Origin of the sequence: Gordonia sp. (in: high G+C Gram-positive bacteria) (assembly GCF_052106715.1) — a bacterium.
Classification (GTDB): Bacteria; Actinomycetota; Actinomycetes; order Mycobacteriales; family Mycobacteriaceae; genus Gordonia.
On sequence record NZ_JBQEDL010000008.1, the window covers coordinates 86,234 to 111,996 of the forward strand.

Below are 25,763 nucleotides of genomic sequence, written 5' to 3' on the forward strand. Positions count from 1 at the left end.
TGCGCACACCATTCCGAAGGAGGAATCATGACCACAGCTCCGGTCATTCCCGATTACGACAGCAGTCTGCGTGAACTGCCCACCGACGACGGCGTTCTGCGTTTTCACGAGTACGGCGACGGTCCGCCGCTCGTGATGCTGCACGGCTCAGGTCCCGGGGTGTCCGGTTGGCGAAACTTTCGCGGCAACATCGGCGTCTTCGGCGAGCACTTCCGTTGCCTCGTCCTCGAGTTCCCCGGATTCGGAGTCAGCGACGATTGGGGCGGGCACCCGATGTCCACCGCGTTGAGGGCGGTGGAGGTCTTCGTCGACGAACTGGGACTCGACACGTTCGACGTGATCGGCAACTCGATGGGCGGAGGTGTCGGCATCGGTTACGACCTCGCCCACCCCGGCCGGATCGGCAAGCTGGTGACCATCGGCGGCGTGGGGCGCAACATCTTCAGCCCGACCCCGGGCGAAGGCATCAAGTTGCTTCAGGAATTCACCGAGAGCCCGACACGAGAGGCGTTGATCAGTTGGCTGCACTCGATGGTCTACGACCCGGCAGTCGTGACCGAGGACATGATCGAGGAACGCTGGGAGCTCGCCACCGATCCCGTCGCGCTGGAGAGTGCCCGTCGAATGTACGGTCGGGCGGCCTTCGCGCGGATGATGCAGTCGATGCATCACTCCGACGCACCCCCGCAGTGGGCGATGTTTCACAAGGTTCGAGCCAAAACGCTCATCACGTGGGGGCGAGACGATCGAGTCAGCCCCCTCGACATGGCGCTCATTCCGATGCGTCTGATTCCGCACGTCGAACTGCACACGTTTCCGAACTGCGGCCACTGGGCCATGATTGAGGCGAAGGCCGACTTCGAGCGCACGGTCCGGTCATTCCTCCTGCAGGACGAAAGAACGGAACGTCCAACGCGCCCTCAGACTAGAGGTACGCCCCTCCACAGCAACCAATTAGGCGAACCCGTCCAGCCGCCGGCCGCATCACACCAGGTTGCGGTCGCCGAACGCGCCGTCGATCCGCCGGACCGCGGGCCAGACCTTGACCCGCCCTCCGGAGGACGGCAGTCCCGACGGGTACACGGCGGTCATCCGGTCATAGCCGTGCTGCCAATCGCCGACGAGGCATTCCGCTGTGTGCGGTGCGCCCGCAAGGGGATTGTCGTCGACGGTCCACGTACCGTCGGCCACCTTGGCGATCTCACCGCGGATCGCGATCATCGCGTCGATGAACGCGTCGATCTCGGCGAGGTTCTCACTCTCGGTCGGCTCCACCATGAGGGTCCCGGCCACCGGGAAGCTCATGGTCGGGGCGTGGAAGCCGTAGTCGGCAAGACGCTTGGCGACGTCGTCGACCGAGACGCCGGTCTGCTTGGACAGATCCCGCAAGTCGAGGATGCACTCGTGTCCCACCCAACCGTTCTCGCCTGTGTACAGCACCGGGTAGTGGTCGCCCAGGCGGCGCGCGATGTAGTTCGCTGACGCGATCGCGGTTAGCGACGCCGCGCGCAGGCCCTGCGCGCCCATCATCGCGATGTACGCGTAGGTGATCGGGAGGATCGACGCCGAGCCGTACGGGGCCGCCGAGATCGTGATGCCGGTCGGGTCGAGTTCCTCGGCGAGTGGGTGACCCGGCAGGAACGGAGCCAGGTGCTCACGGACGGCGACGGGGCCGACACCCGGACCGCCACCGCCGTGCGGGATGCAGAATGTCTTGTGCAGGTTCAAATGCGAGACGTCGCCGCCGAACTGACCGGGTCGGGCCAATCCGACGAGCGCGTTCAAGTTCGCCCCGTCGACGTACACCTGGCCTCCCGCGTCGTGGACGGCGCCGCAGATGTCAGTGACCTCGTGCTCGAAGACGCCGTGTGTGGACGGGTAGGTGATCATGATGGCCGCCAGCTCGTCACGGTGCTTGTCGATCTTGGCGCGCAGATCGTCGAGGTCGACGTCGCCCGAGTCGCGGCTGGCGACGACCACCACGCGCAGTCCGGCCATGACGGCCGACGCCGCATTGGTGCCGTGCGCGCTCGACGGGATCAGGCAGACGTCACGGGCTTCGTCACCGCGTGACCGATGGTAGGTCCTGATCGCGAGGAGTCCTGCGTACTCGCCCTGTGAACCCGCGTTCGGCTGCAGGCTCACCCGGTCGTAGCCCGTGACGGCGGCAAGCCAGTCTTCGAGCGTGGTGATCAGCTCACGGATGCCCTCGGAGTCGCCGAGCGGAGCGAACGGATGCAGTCCGCCGATCTCCGGCCACGTGATCGGCTCCATCTCGGTGGCTGCATTCAGCTTCATGGTGCACGAGCCGAGCGGGATCATGCTGCGATCCAGCGCAATGTCCTTGTCCGACAAGGCGCGCAGGTAACGCAGCATCGCGGTCTCGGTACGGTGCGAGGTGAACGCCGGATGCGTGAGGTACTCACTCGTTCGGTTCTCGATCGAGCGAGCGAACGACATCGACCGGGCAGGCGCCCCTCGGCCGTCTCCCACGTCGAATGCGCGCAGGACGACGGCGACGTCCGCGTCGGTCGTCGTCTCGTCGCACGCGACACCGACTCGGTCGACGTCGACCAGTCGGAGGTTGACGCCTTCGGTCTTGGCCGCCGCGACGACGTCCGCAGCGCGGCCGTCCACGCGCACCACGATCGTGTCGAAGAACGCGTCGTGCTCGACGCTCAAGTCTGCATCCGTCAACCGGTTCGCGAGGTCGGCCGCGGTGTCGTGCACGCGACGCGCGATCTCTCTGAGGCCGTCCGGTCCGTGATAGGCCGCGTAGGTCGCCGCGATGATCGCGAGGAGTACCTGCGCGGTACAGATGTTGCTCGTCGCCTTCTCACGGCGGATGTGCTGTTCCCGAGTCTGCAGTGCGAGCCGGTAGGCGACGGCTCCGTCGGCGTCCTTTGAGACACCGACGAGTCGGCCCGGAAGCTGACGCGTCACCTTAGTGTGCACGGCGAGATAGCCCGCGTGGGGGCCGCCGAAGCCCATCGGGACGCCGAAGCGCTGAGTGGTGCCGAAACATGCGTCCGCTCCGAGTTCGCCGGGCGGGGTGACGAGCGTCGAAGCCAACAGGTCGACTCCCGCGGCGACCAGAGCGCCGCGCTCGTGCGCTGCCTCAATGATCGGACCGGCGTCCACCAGTGAGCCCGAGGCACCGGGAGTCTGGAAGATGACGCCGAAGAAGTCGCCGTCGGGAAGTCCTGCACCATCTGCGGTCGGCTCGAGGTCGGCTTCGACGACCTCGATGCCGAGGGGCTCGGCTCGCGTGTCGATGACGGCGCGGGTCTGCGGGAACAGGTCGCCGTCCACCACGACGCGCCGAGACTTCGCCTTCGCCGCGCGACGCAGCAATGTCATCGCCTCCGCCGCTGCGGTGCCCTCGTCGAGCATCGACGCGTTGGCGACCTCCATACCGGTCAGGTCTGACACCATCGTCTGGAAGTTGAGCAGGACCTCCAGGCGCCCCTGACTGATCTCCGGCTGGTATGGCGTGTACGCGGTGTACCACGCCGGATTCTCGAGGATGTTGCGCTTGATCACGGTCGGAGTGTGGGTGTCGTAGTATCCGAGGCCGATCATGGATCGGGCGACGACGTTCCGGTTCGCCAGCTCACGCATCGCGGCGGTGGCCGAGGCTTCGCTCAGTGGGGCGGGCAACGCGTCGAGTCCGGTGGCGACACCGTCGTCGCCGGTTGAGTCCGCGATCGTCGCGGGCACGACCTCGGCGGCGAGTTCGTCGAGCGATGCCACACCGAGTATGTCGAGGATGCGAGCGAGTTCGGCCGCATCGGGGCCGACGTGCCGCTGCGAGAACGGCGAGGAGGGGGCGGGATTCGGCAGGGACGTGTCCGTCACAGGAGGGACCTATCTGTCGTCAGGTCCGAGCGACGCTCGGACTGGGCCCTCCCCCTCTGTCCATGTCGCGCAGCGACGCCTGAGAGATTCGGCTGCGGGTGACCGCGGCCTTTCACCGTGGGCGGACGAGCGGACCCGTCACTTTCCAGAGACGCCGTCAATGCCACGGTCCCGGGTGCCTGAGAGTTTGACGGAGAGGTGTTGCTCCTTCGGCGGACGCCCGAGGTGATCGGACGACGCTCTCCCGTGGCGTAGCGGCGCACGGTCAGGATACCAACTCGCGGCGAGCACACTGCTGGCTGCGGCTGGCGGCGCTGGTCACAGTAGGCCGCGCCGAGGCTATCCCGTCTTGCGCGTCCGATTCTTACGACGGGCGGCGAGCTCATCTTCAGGAGACTCCTCGCTGACGCCACCGTCGGCACGCTCGGCTGGGAAGTCAGCGATCGTGCCGGTCAGTTCGCGCATCGCTCCGGACACTGCGATTCCGAACACGCCCTGTCCGCCTTGCAGGAGATCGACGACCTCTTCAGCCGATGTGCACTCATAGACCGTGGTGCCGTCGGAGAAGAGGGTGATGCGAGCAAGGTCCTCGACGCCACGACGGCGCAGGTGGTCGACAGCGACGCGAATGTTCTGAAGGGAGATGCCGGTGTCGAGCAGACGCTTGACGATCTTGAGGACGAGGATGTCCTTGAACGAATACAGGCGCTGGGTACCGGATCCGCCGGCGCCGCGAATCGACGGGACAACGAGCTGGGTTCGGGCCCAGTAGTCGAGCTGGCGGTAGGTGATGCCTGCGATCTGGCACGCAGTGGGGACGCGGTACCCGACGAGCTCGTCAGGAACGATGTCGTTGGGAAACAGACCCGGAGCGATGTCGTCGAGACCACCCTGTACGGCTTCCTGCTGTACCGGCTCCTGCTGAGCAGGTTCGGTGACACCTTCGGTCCGAAGATCTGTCGGCTTGTCGCCCACGGTTACTCCCTCGCGCAACTGGACCCTGGCCGTGAGTCCTTCTAAAAGGGTACTCCCGCACACGGTCGATGTGTGTTGTACCGAAGCGAACGGCTCCGGTGTCGAGTTAGAAACTATGAGGATTACGACCGGCTATCAACGCAACACACCGTAAACCTCAACTTCAGGTTCAGCTGTGCATCAACAGTGATCGCACAGTTACTCGATCGTTACCAATGAGGCTGGTGTTACTCATGTGACTCAAGTGGCGATATTCGCGCGATTCTCATTCGCTCGAGATAGCCGAGCGGTCTCAGCTCGCCGTAGGCCCGTCGGGCCCGAGGAAGTCTTCCGGCGACACCTGATCGAGGAACTCGCGGAACGCTTCGACCTCTTCCTCACTCGACTCGGCCGGCTCCCCATCCGGCGATGGCTCGTCCTCGTCCTGGATCAGCAGTCCCGCGTCGTCGAGGACCTCATCGGCGGCCACGATCGGCGCGCCCACTCGCATCGCGACAGCGATCGCGTCCGAAGGGCGCGCCTCGACGACGACGTCGCCGTCGAACACCATCTCCGCATAAAAGGTTCCCTCACGCATGTCGACGATCCGCACCTCGACAAGTGTCCGATCGAAGGCCGCGACGATCTGTTCGATCAGGTCGTGCGTGAGCGGCCGCGGCGGCTCCACGCCCCGCTGCTCGAGCGCGATCGACGCCGCTTCGCTCTGGCCGATCCAGATCGGCAGATATCGCGAACCGGATACCTCGCGTAGCAGCAGGACCGGCTGATTCTGTGGCGGCTCCACCCGGATGCCGACGATTCGCATCTCGCCCATGATCGTGTCTCCTTAGACGAACTCGTGGAGTGGAGGGTCAGTCGAGCGCGGAGCGCACGGCAGCCTTCACCAACTGCGTGTGCAGCGTCACCGACAGCGCTGCCATCTCGCGGACGAGTTCCTCAGCGCGGTCGCGCGCACCGGTTCCCTTGCCCTTGGCTATCGGCCCGGCGATCTGTGCGACCAGACCAGCTTCTCGCTCGGCGCTCACCTTGAACGCGCGCAGGTGCCGGGTCTCGACGCCGAAGTTCGCTAGCGCTGCCGCGGCCTCGACCAGACGCACTGCGTCCTCGTCGAAGAAACCGCCCGGCCCGGCCGACAGGAGTCCGTTTCGCATCAACTCCGAGATGAAGGCGGAGTCGACGTTCGTCCGCTCGATGAGAGTCTCGCGGGCCACGCGACCGCCGCGCGAAGAGAAATCCGTCGCCGGGGCGACTGCGGTCCGCGCCGACGACAGCAGACGTGCACCGCCCGCTGTGTCGGACGCATCCGTGTCGATGGCGTCGAGTTGTTCGCGGATCACCTTCAGCGGCAGATACCGGTCACGCTGCGCGGTCAGGACAAACCGCAGTCGCTCGCAGTCCGCGTCGCTGAACCTGCGGTACCCCGACGGAGCACGGTCCGGGGTGACAAGCCCCTCCGCTTCGAGGAAGCGGATCTTGGAGATCGTCACGTCCGGAAAGTCCTCGGAAAGGACCGCGAGCACGGCGCCGATGGACATAGTCCGATCGCCGCTTCCTTCCGACCGTGCAGCCGATGAGGTCACGATGCGGCGGGGCCGGCTTCCCCGGCGCGCGGGCCGGCCAGGAACACCAGTCGGAACTTGCCGATCTGGACTTCGTCGCCGTTGGCGAGCGTGGCGGTGTCGACCGGTTCACGGTTGACGTACGTCCCGTTCAGGCTGCCGACATCGACGACCTGGAAGTCGTCGCCCTCGCTCCGGAACTCGGCGTGGCGCCGACTCACGGTCACATCGTCGAGGAAGATGTCGCTGTCGGGATGGCGGCCGGACGACGTCGCGGCCTGGTCGAGCAGGAAGCGTGAACCGGCATTCGGCCCGCGCTTGACGATGAGCAACGCGGTTCCGGGCGAGAGTCGCTCGACACCGGTGTCGCCGGGCTCCGCCGACGTCGCGGGCGCGTCGATCTCCTTGATGAACTCCTCCCGGAAGACCGAGGTCGTCTCCACAGGCGCTTCAAAGCCGTTGTCGTTACCGGTCACCACATCTCCTTAACCACTGCGGTCGGCGCCCGGGTTCCGGGGTCGGCGACCACTTCGCCATTTCTCATATGCATTCCAGATGCGTTTCGCCGCTGAAACGCACGTCGTACGGCAGGACGAACGTTCGCCTTCGAACCTACCGTCTTGCGTCCCATCGTCGCCCGGGTTGAGCGCGATTGAACGAACTACAGAATCATATCCGCCCCCGCTGACATCCAGCGGCCTCGTCGACGTTGACGTGACGGATCGTTAGCGAATCGTTCAGCTTCCGACCGTGGCCGCGTAGCCTGCCGCGTCGAGCAAGTCGGCCAGTAGACCGTCCACATCGACGTCGTCTGCGACGGTGATCTCAACGAGCCAGCCGTCGTCGTACGGCGACGAGTTGACCAGTTCGGGCGCACCGTCGAGTGCGTCGTTCACGGCCGCGATCGTGCCGTCGAGCGGCCCGAAGATGTCCGAGACACTCTTGGTCGACTCGACCTCGGCGAACGACTCCCCGGTCTGAACCTCGTCACCGGAGTCGGGCAACTGGACGAACACGACGTCACCGAGCGCGTCCTGCGCGAAATCGGTGATGCCGACACGGACCGTCTTGTCACCGACCTTGCTGACCCACTCGTGGTCGGCGGTGTACCGCAGATTCTCCGGGATCTTCGTGTCGCTCACGGAAACTGCCTTTCTGGTTCGAGAGGAAGGTGGGCGTCCGTCGAAGGAAATCCCCCGGCCGGATCACGCTTCGATCTTATCGCCCGACCGCGCCCCGGGCCGCATCAGGCCGCAGATCGCCTCGGAACGCGGGGCATGGTGCGCAGCACGTCGACGGTCTGGATCCAGTACAGGACCAGCGACCAGACATACATTGCAACGCCCCAGATCAGGAACGCCCAGCCGATCGGGTACGTGACTGTCCCGATGATCCCGTCGATGTGGCCTGCGAGAAGCCACGGGAACGCGCTCATCAGGGCGAAGGTCGCCGCCTTGCCGACGTACAGCGTCGGCAGAGCCGTCACACCTCGCGAAGACAACACCGGCGCGGACAACAGGAGGAGCACATCGCGTCCGATGATCAGGCCGATCAGCCACCACGGCACGAAGTCGCGGATGCCGAAACAGATCGGGATCACGATCACGTACAGGCGGTCTGCTGCCGGATCGAGCAGTGCTCCGAGTTTCGACGACTGGCCGAGCCACCGAGCGAGCTTGCCGTCGAGCCAGTCTGTGACACCGGAGACGAACAGCACGACGAACGACCACCCTGCCGACTCCTCGACGAGGAGGAGCCAGATGAACACCGGGATAAGCAGCAGCCGCGCGACCGACAGTGCATTGGGGACTGTCCAGATCGCATCGGAGCGGTCGGCGCGCTGCTCCTCGGTCATCTGAAGATGCCCACGATTCCCTGAATCGCTTGTGCGCCAGCCGATGCGAAATGGTTCTCGTGGACGAGGTACGTCCAGGTCATGGTCGAGCGGTGCATGTCCGCATCCGCGAAGTCAATGCCGCCGGCAGTGATCTTCGCGGTCGTGAACGTCTCACGAGATGCGACCATCGCCTCGTCGACGATCTTGGTGAACTCGGCGAAAATCAACTTGTGGAACTCCTCGAGCGGGCTCTGCTGGCCGAGCGCCCGAAGGTGGATGCTCGCCTGCACGTCCGCGACGTAGGCGAGGTGGTCGGCCCAGCCGCGATCGAGGTGGTACAGGACTATCTGCCGTGCGACGTCCTCGAGCACGTCGTCGCTGACCGTCTCGGACAGTTCCTGATAGCGCTCGGCTTCGAGTTCCTTCAGGTCGGTGAGGGCCTGGTCGGTCCTCAGGACGGCCATGCGGCGACGGACGATAGAGTTCCGCTGCTCGTTGACCTGCTTGTTGAAGTCCCAGGTGTTGGCGTGCAGCTGGAGCATCGCGCCCTCGGCGATCCGCTGCGCCTGCTGCACCACCTCGACACCGCGCGGTCCCGTGGAGCCTTCGCTGTCGATCGGGCGGATGTCCCGCAGGTGCGTCTGGTTCTTGGTGACCAGTGGATCCTCGAGGCTGGAGAAGAACACCGAACGGCCCGGATCGCCCTGGCGTCCCGCGCGGCCGCGGAGCTGGTTGTCGAGGCGCTCGGTGTCGTAGCGGCCGGTACCGACCACGCACAGACCGCCGAGTTCGACGACTTCGTCGCGCTCGTCATCGTCGCCCTTCGACCCGCCGAGCCGGATGTCGGTGCCTCGGCCGGCCATCTGGGTCGACACCGTGACGGCACCCTTGCGCCCGGCCTCGGCGATGATCGCCGCTTCTTCCGGGTCGTTCTTCGCGTTGAGGACGACCGACGAGACACCCGCGCGGTCGAGGAAGTACGCGAGCTCCTCGGACTGCGCGACGTCGTGCGTTCCGATGAGCACCGGCTGCCCGGTCTCATGGGCCTCCCGCACGTACTCGACGACGGCCTCCATCTTGTTCGCCTTGTTGTCGAACACGCGGTCGGGCTCGTCCTCGCGGATATTCGGCATGTTCGACGGGATCTGCGAGACGCCGAGCCCGTAGAACTGACGAAGCTGTTCACCGGCCGCGATCGCGGTACCCGTCATTCCCGCAACACGCGGGTACCGTCCCATCAGCGCCTGCACGGTGATCGTGTCGATCACCTCGCCGGACGCCGTCGGCTTGAGGCCCTCCTTGTACTCGACAGCGGCCTGGACGCCGTCGGGCCAGCGCTGCAAGCGCGCCACTCGACCGCGGGCGGCGTTGATCAGATGGATCCCGCCGTCGCGGACAATGTAGTCGACGTCGCGCTCGAGCAGGTAATAGGCGTACAGGGCGACGTTCACGTGCACCAATGTGGTGCCGACGTGCTCTTCGTCGTAGAGGTCGATGCCACCGAGTGTGTCCTCGACGAACCGGGCGCCGTCTTCGGTGAGCGAGACGTTCTTACCGTCGGCGTCGAGGTCGTAGTGCCTGCTCTTGAGGTGCGAGACCACCTCGTGGATCGCACTGTTCGGCGTGTCCGCTTCGGTCGACCCGGCCAGAATCAACGGCACGAGGGCTTCATCGACGAGCACCGAATCCGCTTCGTCGACGAGGACGACCTCCGGTTCGGGCGAGACGAGTTCGTCCTCGTGCAAGGCCAACTGGTCGCGGAGGACGTCGAACCCGATCTCATTGACCGAGGCGTAGGTGACGTCACAGGCGTATGCGGCTTGCCGCTCCCCCCGCGTCGAATGCTCGGACAAGGTACCGACCGTCACACCGAAGATCTCGTAGAGCGGCTTCATCCACGCGGCGTCACGGCCCGCGAGATAGTCGTTCACCGAGACCACGTGCACATGCTTGCCCTCGAGCGCGTAGCCGATGGCCGCGATGGCGCCCGAAAGGGTCTTGCCTTCGCCGGTCGCCATCTCCACGACGTCGCCGTCGAGCATCCGCAGCGCACCCTGCAATTGGACGTCAAATGGAGTCATCGACACCGTCCGCTCGCCGGCCTCGCGGATGAGGGCGAGGAATCGCACCCGCCCCTCAGGCGTATCGATCTCCAGATCGGCTGCGGCGTCGGCGAATTCGGAGTCGGACAACCCTTCGGTCCACTCAGAGTGTTCGTACGACTGCTCGATCAGGGAGATGGACTGCGACTGATTGCGCGACGCCTGAGCACCGAGCATGCGCCACATGGCGTTCGTGAGCTTTCCCACTAGCTACCTGTTCCTCACGTGAATTCGTTGGCCGATCGTGATCTACCGTACGCGGCGAGCACACGGGAGCGCCGGACCGACTGCACTACCGTGGCCGGTATGGACCGACGACGCCGCGGCAGTACCCACCCAATCGCATTCGTCCGCGTCGCTGCGACGGGGGCGGCACTCGTCGCTGCGCTCTCCGCATGCAATTCCGGGCCCGGCGGCACAGCGGACTCGGAGAACGATCCGGGCAGGCTGGTCGGCAAGACGTACGTGTCCGACGATGCGACTGACGCCATCGTCCCCGGCGGCGGCCCGTTCGTCCTGAGCTTCGGCCCCCAGAACAGGATCAGTGCTAACGCCGGGTGCAACGGCCACGGAGGGACCGTCGAGTTCGACGGCGCCACGATGAGCGCCGGGCCGCTCATGGGCACCATGATGGCGTGCCCGCCACCCCGGGATACCGCGGACAAATGGGTGAGCGACCTGTTCGACTCACCGTTGACCTGGGCTCTCGACGGTCGGCGGCTCACGCTGTCTCGGGGAGACCTCGAGGTGCGCCTCGACCAGCGGGTCGATAGAGCCGTCGCAGGCACCAACTGGCGGGTGAAGTCGCTCATCGCCGCGAACGGTGTCACGACGTCCCGCGTCCTGGAGGAAATCGCTCCGACCGTCACGATCGGCGCGGAGGGGACGCTGCGCGGGTTCACCGGCTGTAACCGCATGACCGGCGAGGCGACGGTTGCCGGGTCCCGCCCGACACAGAAGGTGACGTTCGGCCCGATCGCGACCACCCGGAAGGCTTGTCCCGGCGAAGCGGGCGACATCGAACGAGCCGTCCTCGCGGTCCTGTCCGGCGAAGCGACAGCGACGGTCGATGGTGATCGGATGCGGCTGACGAACGTCGCCGATCCGTCGATCGGGCTCGAACTGACGGTGAGTCGCGAGTCCGGGGGCAAGTGAGTCACCGGACAGATTAGGCTTGTGCGCCATGAGTAAGAAGTCGGGCGGCGAACCCAAGCTCCCCAAGGATGTCTACGAAGCCGAACTGTTCCGACTGCAGACGGAACTGGTGGCTCTGCAGGAGTGGGTGCGCACCACGGGTGCCCGGGTCGTCGTCGTCTTCGAGGGACGCGACGCGGCAGGCAAGGGCGGAGCGATCAAGCGGATCACCGAGTTCCTGAGTCCTCGCGTGTGCAGCGTGTCTGCGCTGCCCGCACCGACCGACCGCGAGCGCGGCCAGTGGTACTACCAGCGTTACGTCGAGCATCTGCCGACGAAGGGCGAGATCGTTCTGTTCGACCGCTCCTGGTACAACCGGGCCGGTGTCGAGAAGGTGATGGGGTTCTGCACGCCCGAAGAGCACACCCGCTTCCTCCGGCAGACGCCGATCTTCGAGCAGATGCTGATCGACGACGGAATCATCTTGCGCAAGTACTGGTTCTCGGTGTCCGACGAGGAACAGCTCCGTCGGTTCCGCGCACGCCGCGACGATCCCGTCCGCCAGTGGAAACTCAGTCCGATGGATCTCGAGTCGGTGTACCGCTGGGAGGACTACTCGCGAGCCAAGGACGAGATGATGGTGCACACAGATACCTCGTCGAGCCCCTGGTACGTCGTCGAGTCCGACCACAAGCGCAATGCGCGACTGAATATGATCTCCCATCTGCTGTCGAGCATCGAGTACGAGCACGTCGAGCGCGAACGGGTGAAGCTGCCGAAGCATCCGATCGAGTCCGGCAATTACCACCGTCCGCCGCGGTCGCTGTCGAAGTTCGTCCCCGACCACGTCGCGGCCCTACTCGGCGACGCCGAGCGCTGACCAGGCTTCGCCGGAGGAACCGATCAGCAATGCCCACACCGCCTCTGCCCGCCCTCACCGTGCCGTCCGCGATCTCCGCTGCACGTCGCCTGAGCGGGCGATTGCGCCGCCGCGTCGATTCCGCTGACGTCATCTACCTGGTCACTACGTCGGGGTTCCCCAACTACGGTGACGAACTGATCACCGAGGCGTGGCTACGCCTGCTCGCGGTCCGTCGCCCGATGGCACGAGTAGTCGTCGACTCCCCCCGTCCGGGTCATGCGGCCCTGCTGCTGCGTCACGCGAACAAGCGCGCAGTCTTCGTCGACACCTTGTGGCAGTTCGTGCACTACGCGAACAGCGACGACCCCTCGTGCGTCGACCCAGACGCTCCGTGGGAGTGGGTGGCGCACGCCGCCAGCCACCTCGGGGTCTCCCCACGCGATGACGCAGGCGTCGACATGCTGTTGCAGGCCGAGGTGATTCATCTCGTCGGCGGTGGCTTCGTCAATGCGATGTGGCCGCACCACAGATGGCTGATTCCGGCGATTGCCGCCGTGGCCGAGCGGACCGGCGCGCGAGCAGTCGCCACCGGCGCGGGCCTCACCCCGGCCGAGACCGGGCGAGCACATGATGCGATGCTCGACGCGGCTGCTCGGTTCGACGTCTTCGACGTCCGCGACTCACCGACTGAGCGACTGCTGGCCGGCGTGCCTGGGCTCTCCCGCACCGGCGACGACGGCTGGCTGTCGCCCCGCGTGCCGTCCGCTGGCAGTAGTTCCGAGTCCGGGGTGTCCGGCTCCGGCGTGCCTGGGGTGGTGCTGTGTGCTCAGAGCGACCTGACCGACGGATTCGCGTGGGAAGGCGGCACCGGTCTCGATGCGCTGGCCTCCTACATTCGGGCCGTCTTGGATCAGTGGGAGGTGCCGGGGTCCGATGTGACCGTCGTCGAGTGCATCCCAGGTCACGACTACACCATTCCGACGATGCTGGCCGACCGCCTCGACGGTGCCCGAGTCATCCCGTTCCGCAGCGCGTGGCACGACGGTCTCCCCCCGGGCGGCACCTGGCTGTCGACCCGATACCACCCGCACCTGCTCGCGGCGGCGGGAGGCGCGTCCGGCGTCGCGATCTCGGCCAGCCCCGATTACTACGCGACCAAGCACCAGGCGCTTCTCGATGCGGGGTCACGGTGGACGGTCGTCGCGGGCAAGGTCGACGAGATCCCCGTGCGACCGTCCGCAGGCGGTTTCACCGTCGATGCAGTCCGCGAGAACGTCGCCCGCAAGCGAACACTCGCACAGCACCTCTACCCGATCGGCGTCCGTTTCCGGTAGTGTCAGCGACTCTATGTGGATCGGTACTCTCGAACTCGATTTCCTCCTCGGCGACGTCCACTCCCTCAAGGAGAAGCGGTCGGTGGTCCGCCCGATCGTCGCCGAGATCCATCGCAGGTTCTCCGTCTCTGTCGCCGAGACCGGGCATCGTGAACTGTATCGGCGCGCCGGAGTCGGGCTGTCCGTGGTGAGCGCGGACGCCGCGCACGTGACCGAACTCCTGGACGCCGTCGAATGGCACGCTGCGGCGCGCCCGGAAGTCACTCTCCTGTCGGCACGACGTCGTCTGGTGTCGTCGGAGGATCTGGAGTAGGCACGGATACGGATACCTGCGCAGCGGGCACCGCGGATCCCTCGTCAGCCGCCGCTGGATACTCGTCGGCGACCGCGCGATAGACCGGGGTGGTGAAAGCGAACAGCGCGGCCAGGATCGTGAGGACCCCCGCGGTAGCGAAGATCACCGCGATCCCGCGTCCCGGTCCCGCACCGAACAGCGGTTGGATCACCGAGGCGCCGTCCGCGTCTGCCCACGGAATGACGATGTTCTCTGCGATCGGTGCGATGAGGAACGCCGTCACCGGTGCCGCGGCGGCCTCGAACGCTCCGGCGAAACCGAACACGCGTCCCTGCCGAGGAAGCGGGACGACCCGTTGGATGACCGTCTGCTCCGCGGCTTCGACCGCCGGCATGACCATCATGAACAGCCACACGCCCACGACGAGTAGCCACGGCCACGCCCGGATCCCGATCACCGCGCCGAGGACGCCGGTGACCAGGACGGCGATCAGCATGGTTCGCATCGGGTTGGCGCCGAGACCGAACCGCCCGATCAGCGCTCCGCCCACCACAAACCCGGTGGCGCCGAATGCGAAGACCACGCCCCACGTCTGCACCGAGAACAGTTCGAGGCCGTACGGGTCGAGAAGCGCCATATGGACGCCGCCGACGAAGTTGTTGAACGTCGAGAAGACGATCAGAGCGAACAGCCCGGGGACCAAGCGCACCGCCCGTAACGATCCCCGGACGTCGAACGTGCCGTGCACATCAGACGCAGCGGGCTCGGACTCCTCGGGGAGCGTGATGAACATGAGGTCGATCAATCCCGCCGCCACCAGGGCGAGCGCGATCGCAATGATCACGCCCATCCCGAGGAAGCCGATGGACAGGCCGGAGAAGACGCTGGTCACCATGAACGTCAAGCCCTGCACGGTCCCGACCCAGCCGTTGGCGTTGGCGCGGCGGTCGGGGTCGACAAGGATCGTGACGGTCGTCGACAACGCAACCGCTCGCATGTTCTCGACCACGGCGCCGACAAGGACGATCACGGCGAACGACCAGACCCACGGCGACGACAGGTCGCCGGAAGCGGTGTCGGGCATCACGACGAACACGAGCGCGGACAGGCTGAACATGCCGAGTGTGAACACGGCGGACCAACGCATCACCGCCAGTTTGCGGAACCGGTCGACGAGCGTCCCGAAACCGATACTCGACCCTGCAATCAACAGCATGTATCCGCCGCCGATCACGCCGGTCGCGATCACGTTCCGAGTCTGCAGGTACAGCCAGAACGTGAGGGCAAACCACAGGTAGCTGGTGGTCAGCCCGGCGATCGCAGTGTTGACGAGAGTGTGCGCGAACGTTCGATCACGCTCGTGAGCCGATCGTCGGTTCGCGTTCGTCATGTCACGTAACGTAGGACCGTTCGGAGTGCTACGTCGAGCGATTTTCCGCCCGTGCCGGGCCTACGGTGGAGTCAGCGACCGAAACCTGCATCGCGCAGCGCTTGCGCCATCGATCCGCCCGCGGCCTTCTCGTCGCGACGTGCACCGCCGTTCCGGCTCCGGCCTTTGCTGCTCTGCCCCTTGCTGCTCTGCCCCCTGCCTCTCGTGTCTTTGCGGCTCTGGCTCTCGCGCCCCGTCTGTTGTCTGCCGCCTCGCTGCCGGTCCTCGGCTGCCCGGCCCGCGTCACCTTCGCGCTTGCCCTTGTGCCCCGCTTCATCGTTCAGGCGAAGGGAGAGCCCGATACGTTGCCGGTCGACATCCACGTCGACGACCTTGACGCGCACGACCTGACCGGACCGCACGACGTCGTGCGGATCCGACACGAACGAGTCGGACATCGCCGAGACATGGACCAGCCCGTCCTGATGGACCCCGACGTCGACGAACGCGCCGAACGCGGCGACATTCGTGACGACGCCCTCCAACACCATCCCCGGCTTGAGGTCGGCGACCTTCTCGACCCCGGACGCGAACGTGGCCGTCTCGAACGCCGGTCGCGGGTCACGACCGGGCTTCTCCAGTTCGCCGAGTATGTCGGTGACGGTCGGAACACCGAAGCGGTCGTCGGCGAACAACTCCGCTCTCAGCCCGCGCAGCGTCTTCGTGTCCCCGATCAACTCGCCGAGTCCGCGCCCGGTCCCGTCGAGGATCCGGCGGACCACCGGATACGCCTCCGGGTGTACCCCGGATGCGTCCAGCGGGTCGGCTCCACTGCGGATCCGGAGGAAGCCTGCACACTGCTGGAAGGCCTTCGGTCCCAATCGCGGCACGTCGAGCAAGGACGTGCGGCTCTCGAACGCTCCGACGTGGTCGCGGTGCGCCACGATCGCCGTCGCGAGTCCCGGCGTCACGCCGGACACGCGCGCCAGCAGGGGCGCTGAGGCCGTATTGAGATCGACGCCGACCGCGTTCACCGCGTCTTCGACGACGGCGTCAAGACTCCGCGCGAGCGTCGCTGGAGCGACGTCGTGCTGATACTGCCCGACGCCGATCGATTTCGGATCGATCTTCACTAGTTCGGCCAGCGGATCCTGCAGGCGACGTGCGATCGACACGGCGCCGCGGATCGAGACGTCGAGGTCGGGAAGCTCCTGCGAGGCGTACTCGGAGGCGGAGTACACCGACGCGCCCGCCTCGCTGACCACGGCCTTCGCCGGTGGCCGCGCGCCGGAGGCGGCGATGTCAGCGAGCAACTCCGCGGCCAGAGCATCGGTCTCGCGAGACGCCGTGCCGTTGCCGATCGCAATCAGCTCCACATCGTGGCGGGCGATCATCGCAGCGAGCTCGGCCTTGGACTGATCCCACTTCTTCGCCGGCTGATGCGGGAAGACAGCGCAGGTGTCGACTACTTTGCCGGTGGCGTCGACCACCGCGACTTTGACGCCGGTGCGAAAACCCGGGTCGAGGCCGAGCGTCGCACGGGTACCGGCGGGGGCCGCCAGCAGCAGATCCTTGAGGTTCATCGCGAAAACGGCGACAGCCTGCTCTTCGGCCCTCTGACGCAGCCGCATCCGGGCTTCGATCGTCGCGGTGATCATCAGCTTGGTGCGCCACGCCCAGCGGACGGTCGCACCCAGCCACGCCGTAGCCGCACCCGGATGCGAGGCGTCGACGCCCAACGTCTGGGCGACGAGTGCCTGATACGGCTCGTCCTCGCCGCCGTCGAACGTGAGAGTGAGGGCTTCCTCCTTCTCACCGCGGAGTACGGCGAGCACGCGGTGCGATGGCATGTCCTCGAGGGATTCGGCGAAGTCGAAGTAGTCGCGGAACTTCTGGGCGGCCTGGTTCTGTTCGGCACCGGGCCGGACCGCTGAGCGTAAACGTCCCTCGCCCCAGAAGCGGGCGCGGACCGCGCCGACGAGATCGGCATCTTCGGACGCGCGCTCGATCAGGATGTGCCTCGCGCCATCGAGAGCAGCGGAGGTGTCGGACACCTCGCCGACCAGATACTCGGTTGCGGCATCCTCAGGAGTGAGCGACGGGTCGGCGAGGAGCGCCTCCGCGAGTGGTTCCAGGCCTGCCTCACGCGCGATCTGCGCTTTGGTGCGTCGCTTCTGCTTGTACGGCAGGTAGATGTCCTCGACGCGCGCTTTGGTCTCGGCAGCCAGCAACGAAGCACGCAGCTCGTCGGTGAGCTTGCCCTGCTCCTCAATGGCGGCGATGACAACGGCGCGACGCTCGTCGAGTTCACGCAGATACCGAAGGCGTTCGTCCAGCAGGCGCAGTTGGGCGTCGTCCAGGCTTCCGGTCGCCTCTTTGCGGTAGCGGGCGATGAACGGGACGGTCGAGCCGTCGTCCAGGAGCGCAACGGCAGCCCCGACGCGGCTCTCGGCCACCCCGAGTTCGCGGGCGATGCGGGTATTGACGGACTCGACGGGCGCAGTGGTGGTCACCGGAAGCAGGCTACCGAAGACTCCCCCGGCCTGAACCGAGGGGGAACACCGCCCGGTGTGTTCAGACTATGGTCGGTGGTGATCACACGACGGGAGCAGTGCCGATGACCGATCTTCCCCTCGACGGCGTGACCGTCGTCGCGTTGGAGCAGGCGGTGGCCGCTCCCCTCGCGACCCGCCATATGGCCGACCTGGGTGCACGCGTGATCAAGGTGGAGCGGGTCGGCGAGGGTGATTTCGCTCGCAACTACGACCGGGCTGTCGAGGGCTTGTCCAGTCACTTCGTATGGCTCAACCGCGGCAAGGAGTCGATCGCGATCGACCTCAAATCGAGTGAGGGACTATCGGTGGCGCGCCGGCTGATCGATTCGGCGGACGTGTTCGTTCAGAACTCGGCTCCTGGCGCCGCGGCGCGGCTGGGTCTGGACCCGGTCGAGCTCGCCGCAGCGGATCCGGCGTTGATCACCGCAAGCATCACCGGCTACGGCGACGGCGGACCGTTCCGGGATCGTAAGGCCTACGACTTGCTGATCCAGGCGGAGACCGGACTCGTATCGTTGACCGGAACTCCGGATGCGGCAAGCAAGACCGGAGTCCCGTCGTCGGATATCGCCGCGGGCATGTATCTCGCCCAATCGGTTCTCGCTGCCTTGTTTCGCAAGGCCCGGACCGGGCGAGGCGCGGTGCTCGACGTGTCGATGTTCGACGCGACCGCGGAATGGATCGGCCACCCGATGTACGTGCAGATGCATACCGGCGAGCAGCTCCCGCGATGCGGGCTCGGCCATGCCAGCATCGTTCCGTACGACTCCTATCCGACCGCGGACGGCCGGTTGCTGATCGGGGTGCAGAACGATCGAGGGTGGCGGGCACTGATGGCCGACGTCTTAGGGCGTCCGGATGTTGCAGACGACCCACGGCTCGTGTCGAACACCGACCGGGTCGCGCACCGGGCCGAGTGCGACGACGCGGTTGCTGCGGAGACCGTCCGCTTCACAGCTTCTGACCTGTCGTGTCGGCTTGAGGCAGCAGGAGTCCCGTCTGCCGTCGTGAACGACGTGGCCGGACTGGTGAACCACCCGCAGCTCGCTGAGCGGGACCGTTGGCGAACAGTGACGACGCCGGCGGGTCCGGTACGCGGGCTGCTGCCTCCGATGGGCTTCGACGACCTGGAACTGCCGATGGGCGACGTGCCTGAGTTGGGGGCGCACAGTCGCGTGCTGCTCGCCGAACTCGGCTATGACGAGGCGGCTTCGGAACGACTGGTCTCCGGCGGTGTGATCGGAGTCGAATAATCACCGCGTCTACGACGGATCAACGACTTGCCGACCAACACCACGAGACCGATTGTCGTCGCTTGCAAGATCGCTCCACCGACCATCGGAGCGCGCGGGCCGAAGTGGTCGGCGAGTATCCCAAGCAGCGGTGACCCGATCGGTGTCCCGCCCATGAGCAGCGTCATGTACAGGGCCATCACGCGGCCGCGCACCTGCGGGTCGACGCTGGTCTGCACGTACATATTGGTCGACGTGAGAGTGACGAGCGCCGAAAGCCCCAGGACCGGCAGACAGATGCCGTAGACGGCCGCCGTCGGGGCCAGGCCCGACACTCCGAGCACGACGGCGAACACCGACGCCGAGGCGACGACGAACCGCAAGCTCGGTACCAGTCGGCGACGGGCGGCAAGAAGCGCGCCGAGGAGCGATCCGATACCCATGACCGAACCGAGCACGCCGTAAGCCGTCGCACCGAGACCGAACTCGTTGCGCGACATCAGCACATTGGTCATCTGGAAGTTCATTCCCCAGGTCCCGACGGCGAAGCCGACTCCCAGCGCGATGACCAGATCAGACCGCTCCGCTACGTATCGGAAGCCTTCGCGCAGTTGCCCTCTCGCACGCGGGAGCGGCTCACTGCGGATGAGTTTCGACTCGTCGAGAAGGAGGAGTGCGATGAGGAACGCGACATAGCTGACACCGTTGGTGAGGATGGCCCAGCCGCTGCCGAACGCCGCGATGATGAGCCCGGCGATGCCAGGACCGATGAGCCGCGCAGCGTTGAACCCGGAACTGTTGAGGCCGATCGCGTTGGTGAGGCGGTCGGCGCCGACCATCTCGGATACGAACGCTTGCCGCGCGGGCGCGTCGACCGCCGAACCGATGCCGAAGACGAATGCCAGGGCGTACACGTGGACAGTCGTCGCGACGTCGGTCACCGCCAGGAGCCCGAGGATCAGTGAGGAGACCGCCATCCACGACTGCGTCAACATCAACAGTCGGCGCTTGTCGAAGCGGTCGGCGAGCAGACCGCCGACCGGTGAGAGCACCAGAGCGGGCAGGAACTGGAGCGCGGTGGTGATACCGACAGCGACCGGCGAGTTGTCGGACACCTGCAGAACGAGCCAGTCCTGGGCGACACGTTGCACCCAGGTGCCGATGTTGGAGACGAACGCGCCCGCCACATAGGTGCGGAAGTTCGGTACAGCGAGGGAGGCGAATGTCGTCGACCCGCTACCCCGCCGTTTCGCCACTCGTACGCGCTCCCTCGTCACCGATGTCTATTTAGACAGTCCAGACTGCATAACCCGCCGGGCCCGTCGACTATTCCCGCGGGTCGGTCTACGCCCGGCAACCGGTTCACCCGAGTGCTGCCCGAGCCGTTCTGCCGATCGCGCGCGCACTCCACCGCCCACCGTCGTGCCCGACGGCGATCGGGTGCTCGAACGCGTTGCTGATGACCTCCGTGGTGACCACGTCGTGCACGAGGCCCGACGCGACGACGTCACCGTGTGCGATGACCATCGCGTGGCTCGTGGTCTCGGGCAGTTCCTCCAGATGGTGGGTCACGAGGATCGATGCGACGTCGGGCGAGGTATGCGCCAGGGAGTCGACGGTCTCGAGCAGTTGTTCACGTGCGGCGACATCGAGGCCGGTCGTCGGCTCGTCGAGCAGCAGCAGGTCGGGTTCGGGCGCGAGTGCGCGTGCGACGAGGGTTCGGCCGCGTTCGCCCTGCGACATCTCGGGCCACAGAGAGTCTGAGCGGTCGGCGAGCCCGACTTCGGCGACCACGCGGCGGGCACGCTCGAGCTGACCGGTGCTCGGTTCCCACCGCATCGCTGTATCGATGGTGCCTGTGAACCCGGTGAGCACCACCTCAAGCGCCGACAACGGCGAGCGCAGCGGATGCCGCGGATTGACGTGCCCGATGTGGCGACGCAGCGCCTGCATGTCGACTCGACCGAGCCGTCTGCCGAGCACGTCGACCGTGCCCGTCGTGGGATGCGTCTGCGCCGCACAGAATCCGACCACCGTGGTCTTGCCCGCACCGTTGGGCCCGAGCAGCGCCCAGTGTTCGCCCGCACGAACGGTCAGGTCGATACCGTGCAGGATCTCGCGCCCGTTGCGACGGAACGTGACGGCGTCGAGCCGTAGGACTTCCTCGGTCATGCAAGAGCCTCCTTCAGTGCGCTCAGATGCGCACGGCTGGCGCGCGCCGCATCATCGGGGCTGCGATCGGCGACGGCGTCGACCAGAGCTGCGTGCGCGTCATGGTCGGCGACGCCACCGTACTCGCCGCGGATCGCGAGCATGTCGACCATGGCCTCCCGCATCCGCGGCGTGGACAGGTCGAACAGGTCGGTGAGAATGTCGTTCCCGGCGGCGACGACGACCGCTCGATGGAAGTCGAGGTCGGCGTCGACGTGCTCCGATGCGGTCGCGACTGCGCCCTCACGAGCGACGAGCGCCTGGCGAATAGCGCGCAGGTGAGCGGGCGTCCGTCGCGCGGCAGCGAGTGATGCAGTCTCGGTCTCGACTGCGATGCGGGCTTCAATGACCGTGATGATCGACGCGCGGCTCATTAGCATCACACGGTCCTCGGGCGCGTCGAGCGCCGCGACGAAGACACCGGATCCCTGGCGAGTGGTCAGCACTCCCCGACCAGACAACTGCCGGATGGCCTCGCGCACAGTGGATCTGCCGACACCGAGCTGTGGAGCCAGAGTCGTCTCACCGGGCAACTTCGCGCCGAGCCTCCACTCCCCACCGCGGATCCGATCGAGCAGCAGCCCGGCAGCCTGGTCGGCTAGCGGCACTCGCTGTACGCGTTCAACCATCCGCTTCTCCTCTACTTGTCTGAGTACTTCTGCTACATTTTAGACATGCGACAACAGGTCCTCCTCCTTCTGCGCCGCGGCGAGTCCTGAACCGAGAGATCGGCGACTCGTCGCGGGTGCCCCGCACGCCGATCTCCTCGACTCGCTCTCCCGAAGGATTCCGACATGACCGACTCTCCCGCCGCAACCGATTCCTGGAACCGCCAACGACCGTCCGGAATGCCGTCGCACAAGTACCGCGACGTCCATCACCGCGTGGACGTCCCGCTGTCGACCAGGACGTGGCCCTCAAACAGGACTACCGCGGCGCCGCTGTGGGTGCCCGTCGATCTGCGCGACGGGAACCAGTCCCTGCCCGAGCCGATGAACCCCTCTCGCAAGCTTGCGTTCTTCGAGATGATGGTCGACATCGGCTACACCGAGATCGAAGTCGGTTACCCGTCCGCGTCGTCGACCGACTTCCAGTTCGTTCGCATGCTCATCGACGAGGACCGAGTCCCCGAAGACGTGACCATCGTTGTATTCACTCCCGCGCGCCGCGACCTGATCGAGCGGACCGTGGCATCGGTCGACGGCGCACGGGGCGACGTCGTGATCCACCTGTACACGGCGACCGCACCCGTGTGGCGAGACCTCGTACTCGGCCGGAATCGCGCCGACCTGCTGGAGCTGATAGCCGCTGGTGCGCGAGACGTACTGGAGTTCGCGGGAGACAAGGACCACGTCCGCTTCGAGTTCTCTCCGGAGGTCTTCAACCTGACCGAACCCGATTTCGCGCTGCAGGTCTGCGACACGGTGACGCGATTGTGGGATGCGTCACCGGACCGTCCCGTGATCCTGAATCTGCCCGCAACCGTCGAAGTCGCCACCCCGAACGTCTATGCCGACCAGATCGAGCTCATGCACCGAAGCCTCGCGCGCCGCGAGTCGGTGATCCTCTCCGTGCATCCGCACAACGATCGCGGTACCGGGATAGCCTGTGCCGAGCTGGCGGTACTCGCCGGCGCGCAGCGCGTGGAAGGTTGTATCTTCGGCAACGGCGAACGGACCGGCAACGTCGACATCGCGACCCTTGCACTGAACCTGCATGCGCAGGGCGTCGATCCGATGATCGACTTCTCCGACATCGACCGGATCCGGCGCGTCGTCGAGCGGGCGAACGGCATCGAACTGCACCCCCGCCACCCCTATGTCGGCGACCTCGTGCACACGGCGTTCAGCGGAACGCACCAGGACGCGATTCGGAAGGGCCTGGCAGCGCATAGCGCACGTGCGCAGGCACCCGCAACCGGTGAGCGGTGGGAGGTGCCGTACCTGCCGATCGACCCCGCCGACATCGGCCGCTCGTACGACGCGGTGATCCGAGTGAACTCGCAGTCAGGCAAGGGCGGAGTCGGGCACCTGCTCGAGAGCGCTTACCGATTGCGGCTTCCCCGCCGAATGGAGATCGACTTCGCACGCATCGTCCAAAGCCACACCGACGGCACCGGCGCCGAGATCGACGCGGCACATCTGTGGAAGTTGTTCCAGGCCGCGTACATCCGGCCCGAAGACGACGCCGCGCGCACCATCGTCGAAGACCACCCGGCGACCCTGAGCGTCGACGGCGTCACCCGCGACGTGAGCCTGATCCTGTGGGAGCACGGCGAGGAACGCGGTTGGGTCTGTCGCCCCGCAGGCGAGACCCCGGACGGAGGTCAGAGCCCTGCCGCGGAGAGCCTGTCGAAGGCATCGTTGTAGGCCTTCAGTTCTCGCAACAACCCCTCCGGGGTCCCCGGCGCGAGGTCGGCGAACACCGCTTCCAGACGCCGCGCACGCCTGAGTCCGTCGTGCTCGAATGCGGCCCGTCCGGCGTCGGTCGGTCGATGCAGACGGCTGACCTGTCCGGGGACCTCGAAGCGTTCGATGTACCCCTGTTTGATCGCGGTGTTGACCTGCCGATTGACCGTGGACTGCTCCAAACAGAGTTCGTCGGACAACTCCCGCAGCGTGCGAGGTCTGCTGTCGCCGAACAGCCAGAGGATGGCGAAGGCCGATGTCTCGAGAATCGCACCGTCGTCGACATGGTTACGTCGGCGCCGCATCCGCAGCAGTTCGTCCACGAGCCCCCGATAGAGCGACGAGGACAAGACCTGGTCATCGGATTCCGAGTACATGCGAATCGACCCCTTTCAGACGGCGCTATGCTCCTGACTCCGGAGGCGGCTCGTCCACCGCGACATCCGCTACGCCCGATTTTGACTGTGCATCCTACATATGTAGGTTACATACGCACACCCGTGCCAGTCTGACCACCTGAAGGAACGCAAGCATGTCATCGGACGACACAGCTGAGAAGAGTGCTACTCCCCTGACGCCGGGCAGCCGAGCGGGATCGGCAGGTTCGCCGATCGTCACTGTCATCGTGCTGTGTCTCGGCGGCCTCATCGCGTCGCTCATGCAGACCTTGATCGTCCCGATCCAGCCGACGCTTCCCGAACTGCTCGGCACCTCCGTCAGCAACGCATCGTGGGTCATCACCGCTACCCTGCTCGGCGGCGCCGTCGCCATGCCGGTCGCAGGCAGGCTCGGCGACATGTTCGGCAAGCGGCGGATCCTCCTCTACAGCGCCGTCCTCCTCGCGATCGGATCGCTGATCCCAGCCGTCACGTCCTCGTTGATACCGGTGGTCGCCGGACGCGCTCTGCAAGGTCTGGCGATGGGCTTCATCCCTGTCGGCATCAGCCTGATGCGTGAGGTGACCCCGCCGAAGATGACGGCGTTCGCCGTGTCGGCGATGAGCGCGACGCTCGGCGTCGGCGGCGCGATCGGCATGCCGCTGTCTGCGTTCATCGCCGAGACGTACGACTGGCACATGCTGTTCTGGGTCTCGGTCGTCCTCGCGCTAGTCGTCGTCGCCCTCGTGTTCTTCGCCGTCCCTCGCGTCCACGACGCCGTCGGCGGACGGTTCGACTTCGTTGGAGCGGTGGGTCTCGCGATCGGTCTGTCGAGCGCTTTGGTCGCCGTCACCAAGGGCAACGACTGGGGGTGGGCCTCCGGAACGACCCTTGGTCTCCTCCTCGGCGGCGTCGTGATCCTTCTCCTCTGGGGGTACTTCGAACTCCGCACGACGAGTCCGCTCGTCGACCTCCGGACCACTGCCCGCCCGTCCGTCCTCCTGACGAATATCGCAGCCGTCGCCGTCGGGTTCGGCATGATGGCGCAAGCCGTCGTGATCCCGATGCTGATGGAACTCCCCGAGACTGCGGGCGGGATGGGGCAGACGATCTTGCAGGCCGGCCTCTGGATGGCCCCCGGCGGTCTGATGATGATGGTGTTCGCCCCGGTGTCCGGCTTCCTGATGAACACGATCGGCGCCAAGTACACGCTCGCCATCGGCGCGACTGTTCTCGGCGCCGGCTACCTGTGCGGCTTCCTGCTGATGGACGCGCCGTGGCAGCTCGCGATCGCCTCGCTGATCGCCTCGGCAGGCGTCGGGATCGGCTATGCCGCGATGCCGACCCTCATCATGGGATCGGTCCCGATCACCGAGGCAGGCGCAGCCGTCGGCCTCAACGGACTCATGCGGTCGGTCGGAACCACCACGTCGTCGGCGATCATGGCGGTCATCATGACCAGCGCGACCGTGAGCCACGACGGAATCGCGTTTCCGTCACACTCTGCGTTCGAGACGTGCTTCCTCGTCGGTGCGATCGCCGCATTCGTCGGCGTGGCGATCACACTGCTGATTCCCTCGGTCAACAAGCGCGCACTCGAGGTCGTCACGAGCGACCCGACGCAGGCCACGATGCGCTGAGAGCAGGATCCGCTC

Annotated in this window: 21 protein-coding genes, 1 pseudogene and 1 riboswitch; of the genes and pseudogenes, 8 read left to right on the forward strand and 14 right to left on the reverse strand. The window is 66.2% G+C overall.

Features of this window, described 5'->3' with window-relative positions:
* Positions 1 to 27 precede the first annotated feature (27 nt).
* Positions 28 to 894, forward strand: a pseudogene (locus ACTIMF_RS06125) (alpha/beta fold hydrolase); the annotation flags it as partial.
* Between the two features lie 90 nt (positions 895 to 984).
* Here ACTIMF_RS06125 and gcvP read toward each other — a convergent pair.
* From gcvP to secA2, 8 genes are all read right to left on the reverse strand, one after another.
* On the reverse strand, positions 985 to 3,858 hold the full coding sequence (gcvP, locus tag ACTIMF_RS06130; RefSeq protein WP_442349394.1) for an aminomethyl-transferring glycine dehydrogenase: 2,874 nt from the start codon (positions 3,856 to 3,858) through the stop codon (positions 985 to 987).
* 156 nt (positions 3,859 to 4,014) lie between these two features.
* A riboswitch (glycine riboswitch) is annotated at positions 4,015 to 4,115 on the reverse strand.
* 82 nt (positions 4,116 to 4,197) lie between these two features.
* Positions 4,198 to 4,833, reverse strand: coding sequence for a MerR family transcriptional regulator (locus ACTIMF_RS06135; protein ID WP_442349395.1), 636 nt, complete (start codon positions 4,831 to 4,833; stop codon positions 4,198 to 4,200).
* A gap of 292 nt (positions 4,834 to 5,125) precedes the next feature.
* Positions 5,126 to 5,647, reverse strand: a complete 522-nt coding sequence (locus tag ACTIMF_RS06140; RefSeq protein ID WP_442349396.1) for a bifunctional nuclease family protein — start codon at positions 5,645 to 5,647, stop codon at positions 5,126 to 5,128.
* A gap of 37 nt (positions 5,648 to 5,684) precedes the next feature.
* Positions 5,685 to 6,368 carry a transcriptional regulator FtsR gene (gene ftsR / locus ACTIMF_RS06145; RefSeq protein WP_442349397.1) on the reverse strand — a complete coding sequence of 228 codons (684 nt, stop codon included), beginning with the start codon at positions 6,366 to 6,368 and terminating at the stop codon, positions 5,685 to 5,687.
* 41 nt (positions 6,369 to 6,409) lie between these two features.
* Positions 6,410 to 6,868, reverse strand: a complete 459-nt coding sequence (garA, locus tag ACTIMF_RS06150; protein ID WP_442349398.1) for a glycogen accumulation regulator GarA — start codon at positions 6,866 to 6,868, stop codon at positions 6,410 to 6,412.
* Positions 6,869 to 7,129: 261 nt separating this feature from the next.
* Positions 7,130 to 7,534 carry a glycine cleavage system protein GcvH gene (gene gcvH, locus ACTIMF_RS06155; protein ID WP_442349399.1) on the reverse strand — a complete coding sequence of 135 codons (405 nt, stop codon included), beginning with the start codon at positions 7,532 to 7,534 and terminating at the stop codon, positions 7,130 to 7,132.
* Positions 7,535 to 7,638: 104 nt separating this feature from the next.
* Positions 7,639 to 8,247 carry a CDP-alcohol phosphatidyltransferase family protein gene (locus ACTIMF_RS06160; RefSeq protein WP_442349400.1) on the reverse strand — a complete coding sequence of 203 codons (609 nt, stop codon included), beginning with the start codon at positions 8,245 to 8,247 and terminating at the stop codon, positions 7,639 to 7,641.
* Positions 8,244 to 10,538, reverse strand: coding sequence for an accessory Sec system translocase SecA2 (gene secA2 / locus ACTIMF_RS06165; protein WP_442349401.1), 2,295 nt, complete (start codon positions 10,536 to 10,538; stop codon positions 8,244 to 8,246). Before secA2 ends, ACTIMF_RS06160 begins: the two co-directional genes overlap by 4 nt.
* A 99-nt stretch (positions 10,539 to 10,637) precedes the next feature.
* Here secA2 and ACTIMF_RS06170 point away from each other — a divergent pair, with 99 nt between their 5' ends.
* The 4 genes from ACTIMF_RS06170 to ACTIMF_RS06185 are packed head-to-tail and all read left to right on the forward strand — an operon-like array spanning position 10,638 to position 13,974.
* The gene (locus tag ACTIMF_RS06170) at positions 10,638 to 11,486 is read left to right on the forward strand and encodes an META domain-containing protein (RefSeq protein ID WP_442349402.1); all 849 of its coding nucleotides are present in this window, start codon (positions 10,638 to 10,640) and stop codon (positions 11,484 to 11,486) included.
* Positions 11,487 to 11,514: 28 nt separating this feature from the next.
* Positions 11,515 to 12,345, forward strand: a complete 831-nt coding sequence (gene ppk2, locus ACTIMF_RS06175; RefSeq protein WP_442349403.1) for a polyphosphate kinase 2 — start codon at positions 11,515 to 11,517, stop codon at positions 12,343 to 12,345.
* Between the two features lie 29 nt (positions 12,346 to 12,374).
* Positions 12,375 to 13,661, forward strand: a complete 1,287-nt coding sequence (locus ACTIMF_RS06180; protein WP_442349404.1) for a polysaccharide pyruvyl transferase family protein — start codon at positions 12,375 to 12,377, stop codon at positions 13,659 to 13,661.
* A gap of 13 nt (positions 13,662 to 13,674) precedes the next feature.
* Positions 13,675 to 13,974 (forward strand): DUF503 domain-containing protein, encoded by a 300-nt coding sequence (locus tag ACTIMF_RS06185; RefSeq protein ID WP_442349405.1) that lies wholly within the window; start codon positions 13,675 to 13,677, stop codon positions 13,972 to 13,974.
* On the opposite strand, the gene ACTIMF_RS06190 is transcribed toward ACTIMF_RS06185, so the two are convergent.
* Together ACTIMF_RS06190 and ACTIMF_RS06195 are read right to left on the reverse strand one after the other, a co-directional pair.
* The gene (locus ACTIMF_RS06190) at positions 13,922 to 15,346 is read right to left on the reverse strand and encodes an MFS transporter (RefSeq protein ID WP_442349406.1); all 1,425 of its coding nucleotides are present in this window, start codon (positions 15,344 to 15,346) and stop codon (positions 13,922 to 13,924) included. The genes ACTIMF_RS06185 and ACTIMF_RS06190 overlap by 53 nt on opposite strands.
* 71 nt (positions 15,347 to 15,417) lie before the next feature.
* Entirely contained in the window at positions 15,418 to 17,838 is a 2,421-nt protein-coding gene (locus tag ACTIMF_RS06195; protein WP_442349407.1) for a Tex-like N-terminal domain-containing protein, read from the reverse strand.
* Between the two features lie 104 nt (positions 17,839 to 17,942).
* Between ACTIMF_RS06195 and ACTIMF_RS06200 the strand changes: the two genes are divergently transcribed.
* Positions 17,943 to 19,133 carry a CaiB/BaiF CoA transferase family protein gene (locus ACTIMF_RS06200; protein ID WP_442349408.1) on the forward strand — a complete coding sequence of 397 codons (1,191 nt, stop codon included), beginning with the start codon at positions 17,943 to 17,945 and terminating at the stop codon, positions 19,131 to 19,133.
* On the opposite strand, the gene ACTIMF_RS06205 is transcribed toward ACTIMF_RS06200, so the two are convergent.
* From ACTIMF_RS06205 to ACTIMF_RS06215, 3 genes are all read right to left on the reverse strand, one after another.
* Positions 19,076 to 20,368, reverse strand: a complete 1,293-nt coding sequence (locus ACTIMF_RS06205; protein ID WP_442349409.1) for an MFS transporter — start codon at positions 20,366 to 20,368, stop codon at positions 19,076 to 19,078. The genes ACTIMF_RS06200 and ACTIMF_RS06205 overlap by 58 nt on opposite strands.
* A gap of 106 nt (positions 20,369 to 20,474) precedes the next feature.
* The gene (locus ACTIMF_RS06210; RefSeq protein ID WP_442349410.1) at positions 20,475 to 21,284 is read right to left on the reverse strand and encodes an ABC transporter ATP-binding protein; all 810 of its coding nucleotides are present in this window, start codon (positions 21,282 to 21,284) and stop codon (positions 20,475 to 20,477) included.
* Positions 21,281 to 21,952, reverse strand: a complete 672-nt coding sequence (locus tag ACTIMF_RS06215) for a FadR/GntR family transcriptional regulator (protein ID WP_442349411.1) — start codon at positions 21,950 to 21,952, stop codon at positions 21,281 to 21,283. The genes ACTIMF_RS06210 and ACTIMF_RS06215 overlap by 4 nt, the downstream gene beginning before the upstream one ends.
* Before the next feature lie 165 nt (positions 21,953 to 22,117).
* Between ACTIMF_RS06215 and ACTIMF_RS06220 the strand changes: the two genes are divergently transcribed.
* On the forward strand, positions 22,118 to 23,692 hold the full coding sequence (locus tag ACTIMF_RS06220; protein WP_442349412.1) for a 2-isopropylmalate synthase: 1,575 nt from the start codon (positions 22,118 to 22,120) through the stop codon (positions 23,690 to 23,692).
* On the opposite strand, the gene ACTIMF_RS06225 is transcribed toward ACTIMF_RS06220, so the two are convergent.
* Positions 23,650 to 24,108 carry a MarR family winged helix-turn-helix transcriptional regulator gene (locus ACTIMF_RS06225; RefSeq protein WP_442349413.1) on the reverse strand — a complete coding sequence of 153 codons (459 nt, stop codon included), beginning with the start codon at positions 24,106 to 24,108 and terminating at the stop codon, positions 23,650 to 23,652. The two genes, ACTIMF_RS06220 and ACTIMF_RS06225, sit on opposite strands and share 43 nt — an antisense overlap.
* A 155-nt stretch (positions 24,109 to 24,263) precedes the next feature.
* Between ACTIMF_RS06225 and ACTIMF_RS06230 the strand changes: the two genes are divergently transcribed.
* A complete protein-coding gene (locus ACTIMF_RS06230) occupies positions 24,264 to 25,748 on the forward strand; it encodes an MFS transporter (RefSeq protein WP_442349414.1) in 1,485 nt (494 codons plus the stop codon).
* Positions 25,749 to 25,763: the final 15 nt, after the last annotated feature.

What these genes read in the sequence shown, in the direction of transcription:
- ACTIMF_RS06215 (WP_442349411.1), bottom strand. Translation starts at nt 21,952, where the DNA reads ATGGTTGAACGCGTACAGCGAGTGCCGCTAGCCGACCAGGCTGCCGGG.
- ACTIMF_RS06160 (WP_442349400.1), bottom strand. Translation starts at nt 8,247, where the DNA reads ATGACCGAGGAGCAGCGCGCCGACCGCTCCGATGCGATCTGGACAGTC.
- ppk2 (WP_442349403.1), top strand. Translation starts at nt 11,515, where the DNA reads ATGAGTAAGAAGTCGGGCGGCGAACCCAAGCTCCCCAAGGATGTCTAC.
- ftsR (WP_442349397.1), bottom strand. Translation starts at nt 6,368, where the DNA reads ATGTCCATCGGCGCCGTGCTCGCGGTCCTTTCCGAGGACTTTCCGGAC.
- ACTIMF_RS06170 (WP_442349402.1), top strand. Translation starts at nt 10,638, where the DNA reads ATGGACCGACGACGCCGCGGCAGTACCCACCCAATCGCATTCGTCCGC.
- ACTIMF_RS06190 (WP_442349406.1), bottom strand. Translation starts at nt 15,346, where the DNA reads ATGACGAACGCGAACCGACGATCGGCTCACGAGCGTGATCGAACGTTC.
- ACTIMF_RS06210 (WP_442349410.1), bottom strand. Translation starts at nt 21,284, where the DNA reads ATGACCGAGGAAGTCCTACGGCTCGACGCCGTCACGTTCCGTCGCAAC.
- ACTIMF_RS06200 (WP_442349408.1), top strand. Translation starts at nt 17,943, where the DNA reads ATGACCGATCTTCCCCTCGACGGCGTGACCGTCGTCGCGTTGGAGCAG.
- ACTIMF_RS06225 (WP_442349413.1), bottom strand. Translation starts at nt 24,108, where the DNA reads ATGTACTCGGAATCCGATGACCAGGTCTTGTCCTCGTCGCTCTATCGG.
- ACTIMF_RS06220 (WP_442349412.1), top strand. Translation starts at nt 22,118, where the DNA reads ATGACCGACTCTCCCGCCGCAACCGATTCCTGGAACCGCCAACGACCG.
- ACTIMF_RS06185 (WP_442349405.1), top strand. Translation starts at nt 13,675, where the DNA reads ATGTGGATCGGTACTCTCGAACTCGATTTCCTCCTCGGCGACGTCCAC.
- ACTIMF_RS06140 (WP_442349396.1), bottom strand. Translation starts at nt 5,647, where the DNA reads ATGGGCGAGATGCGAATCGTCGGCATCCGGGTGGAGCCGCCACAGAAT.
- ACTIMF_RS06180 (WP_442349404.1), top strand. Translation starts at nt 12,375, where the DNA reads ATGCCCACACCGCCTCTGCCCGCCCTCACCGTGCCGTCCGCGATCTCC.
- ACTIMF_RS06230 (WP_442349414.1), top strand. Translation starts at nt 24,264, where the DNA reads ATGTCATCGGACGACACAGCTGAGAAGAGTGCTACTCCCCTGACGCCG.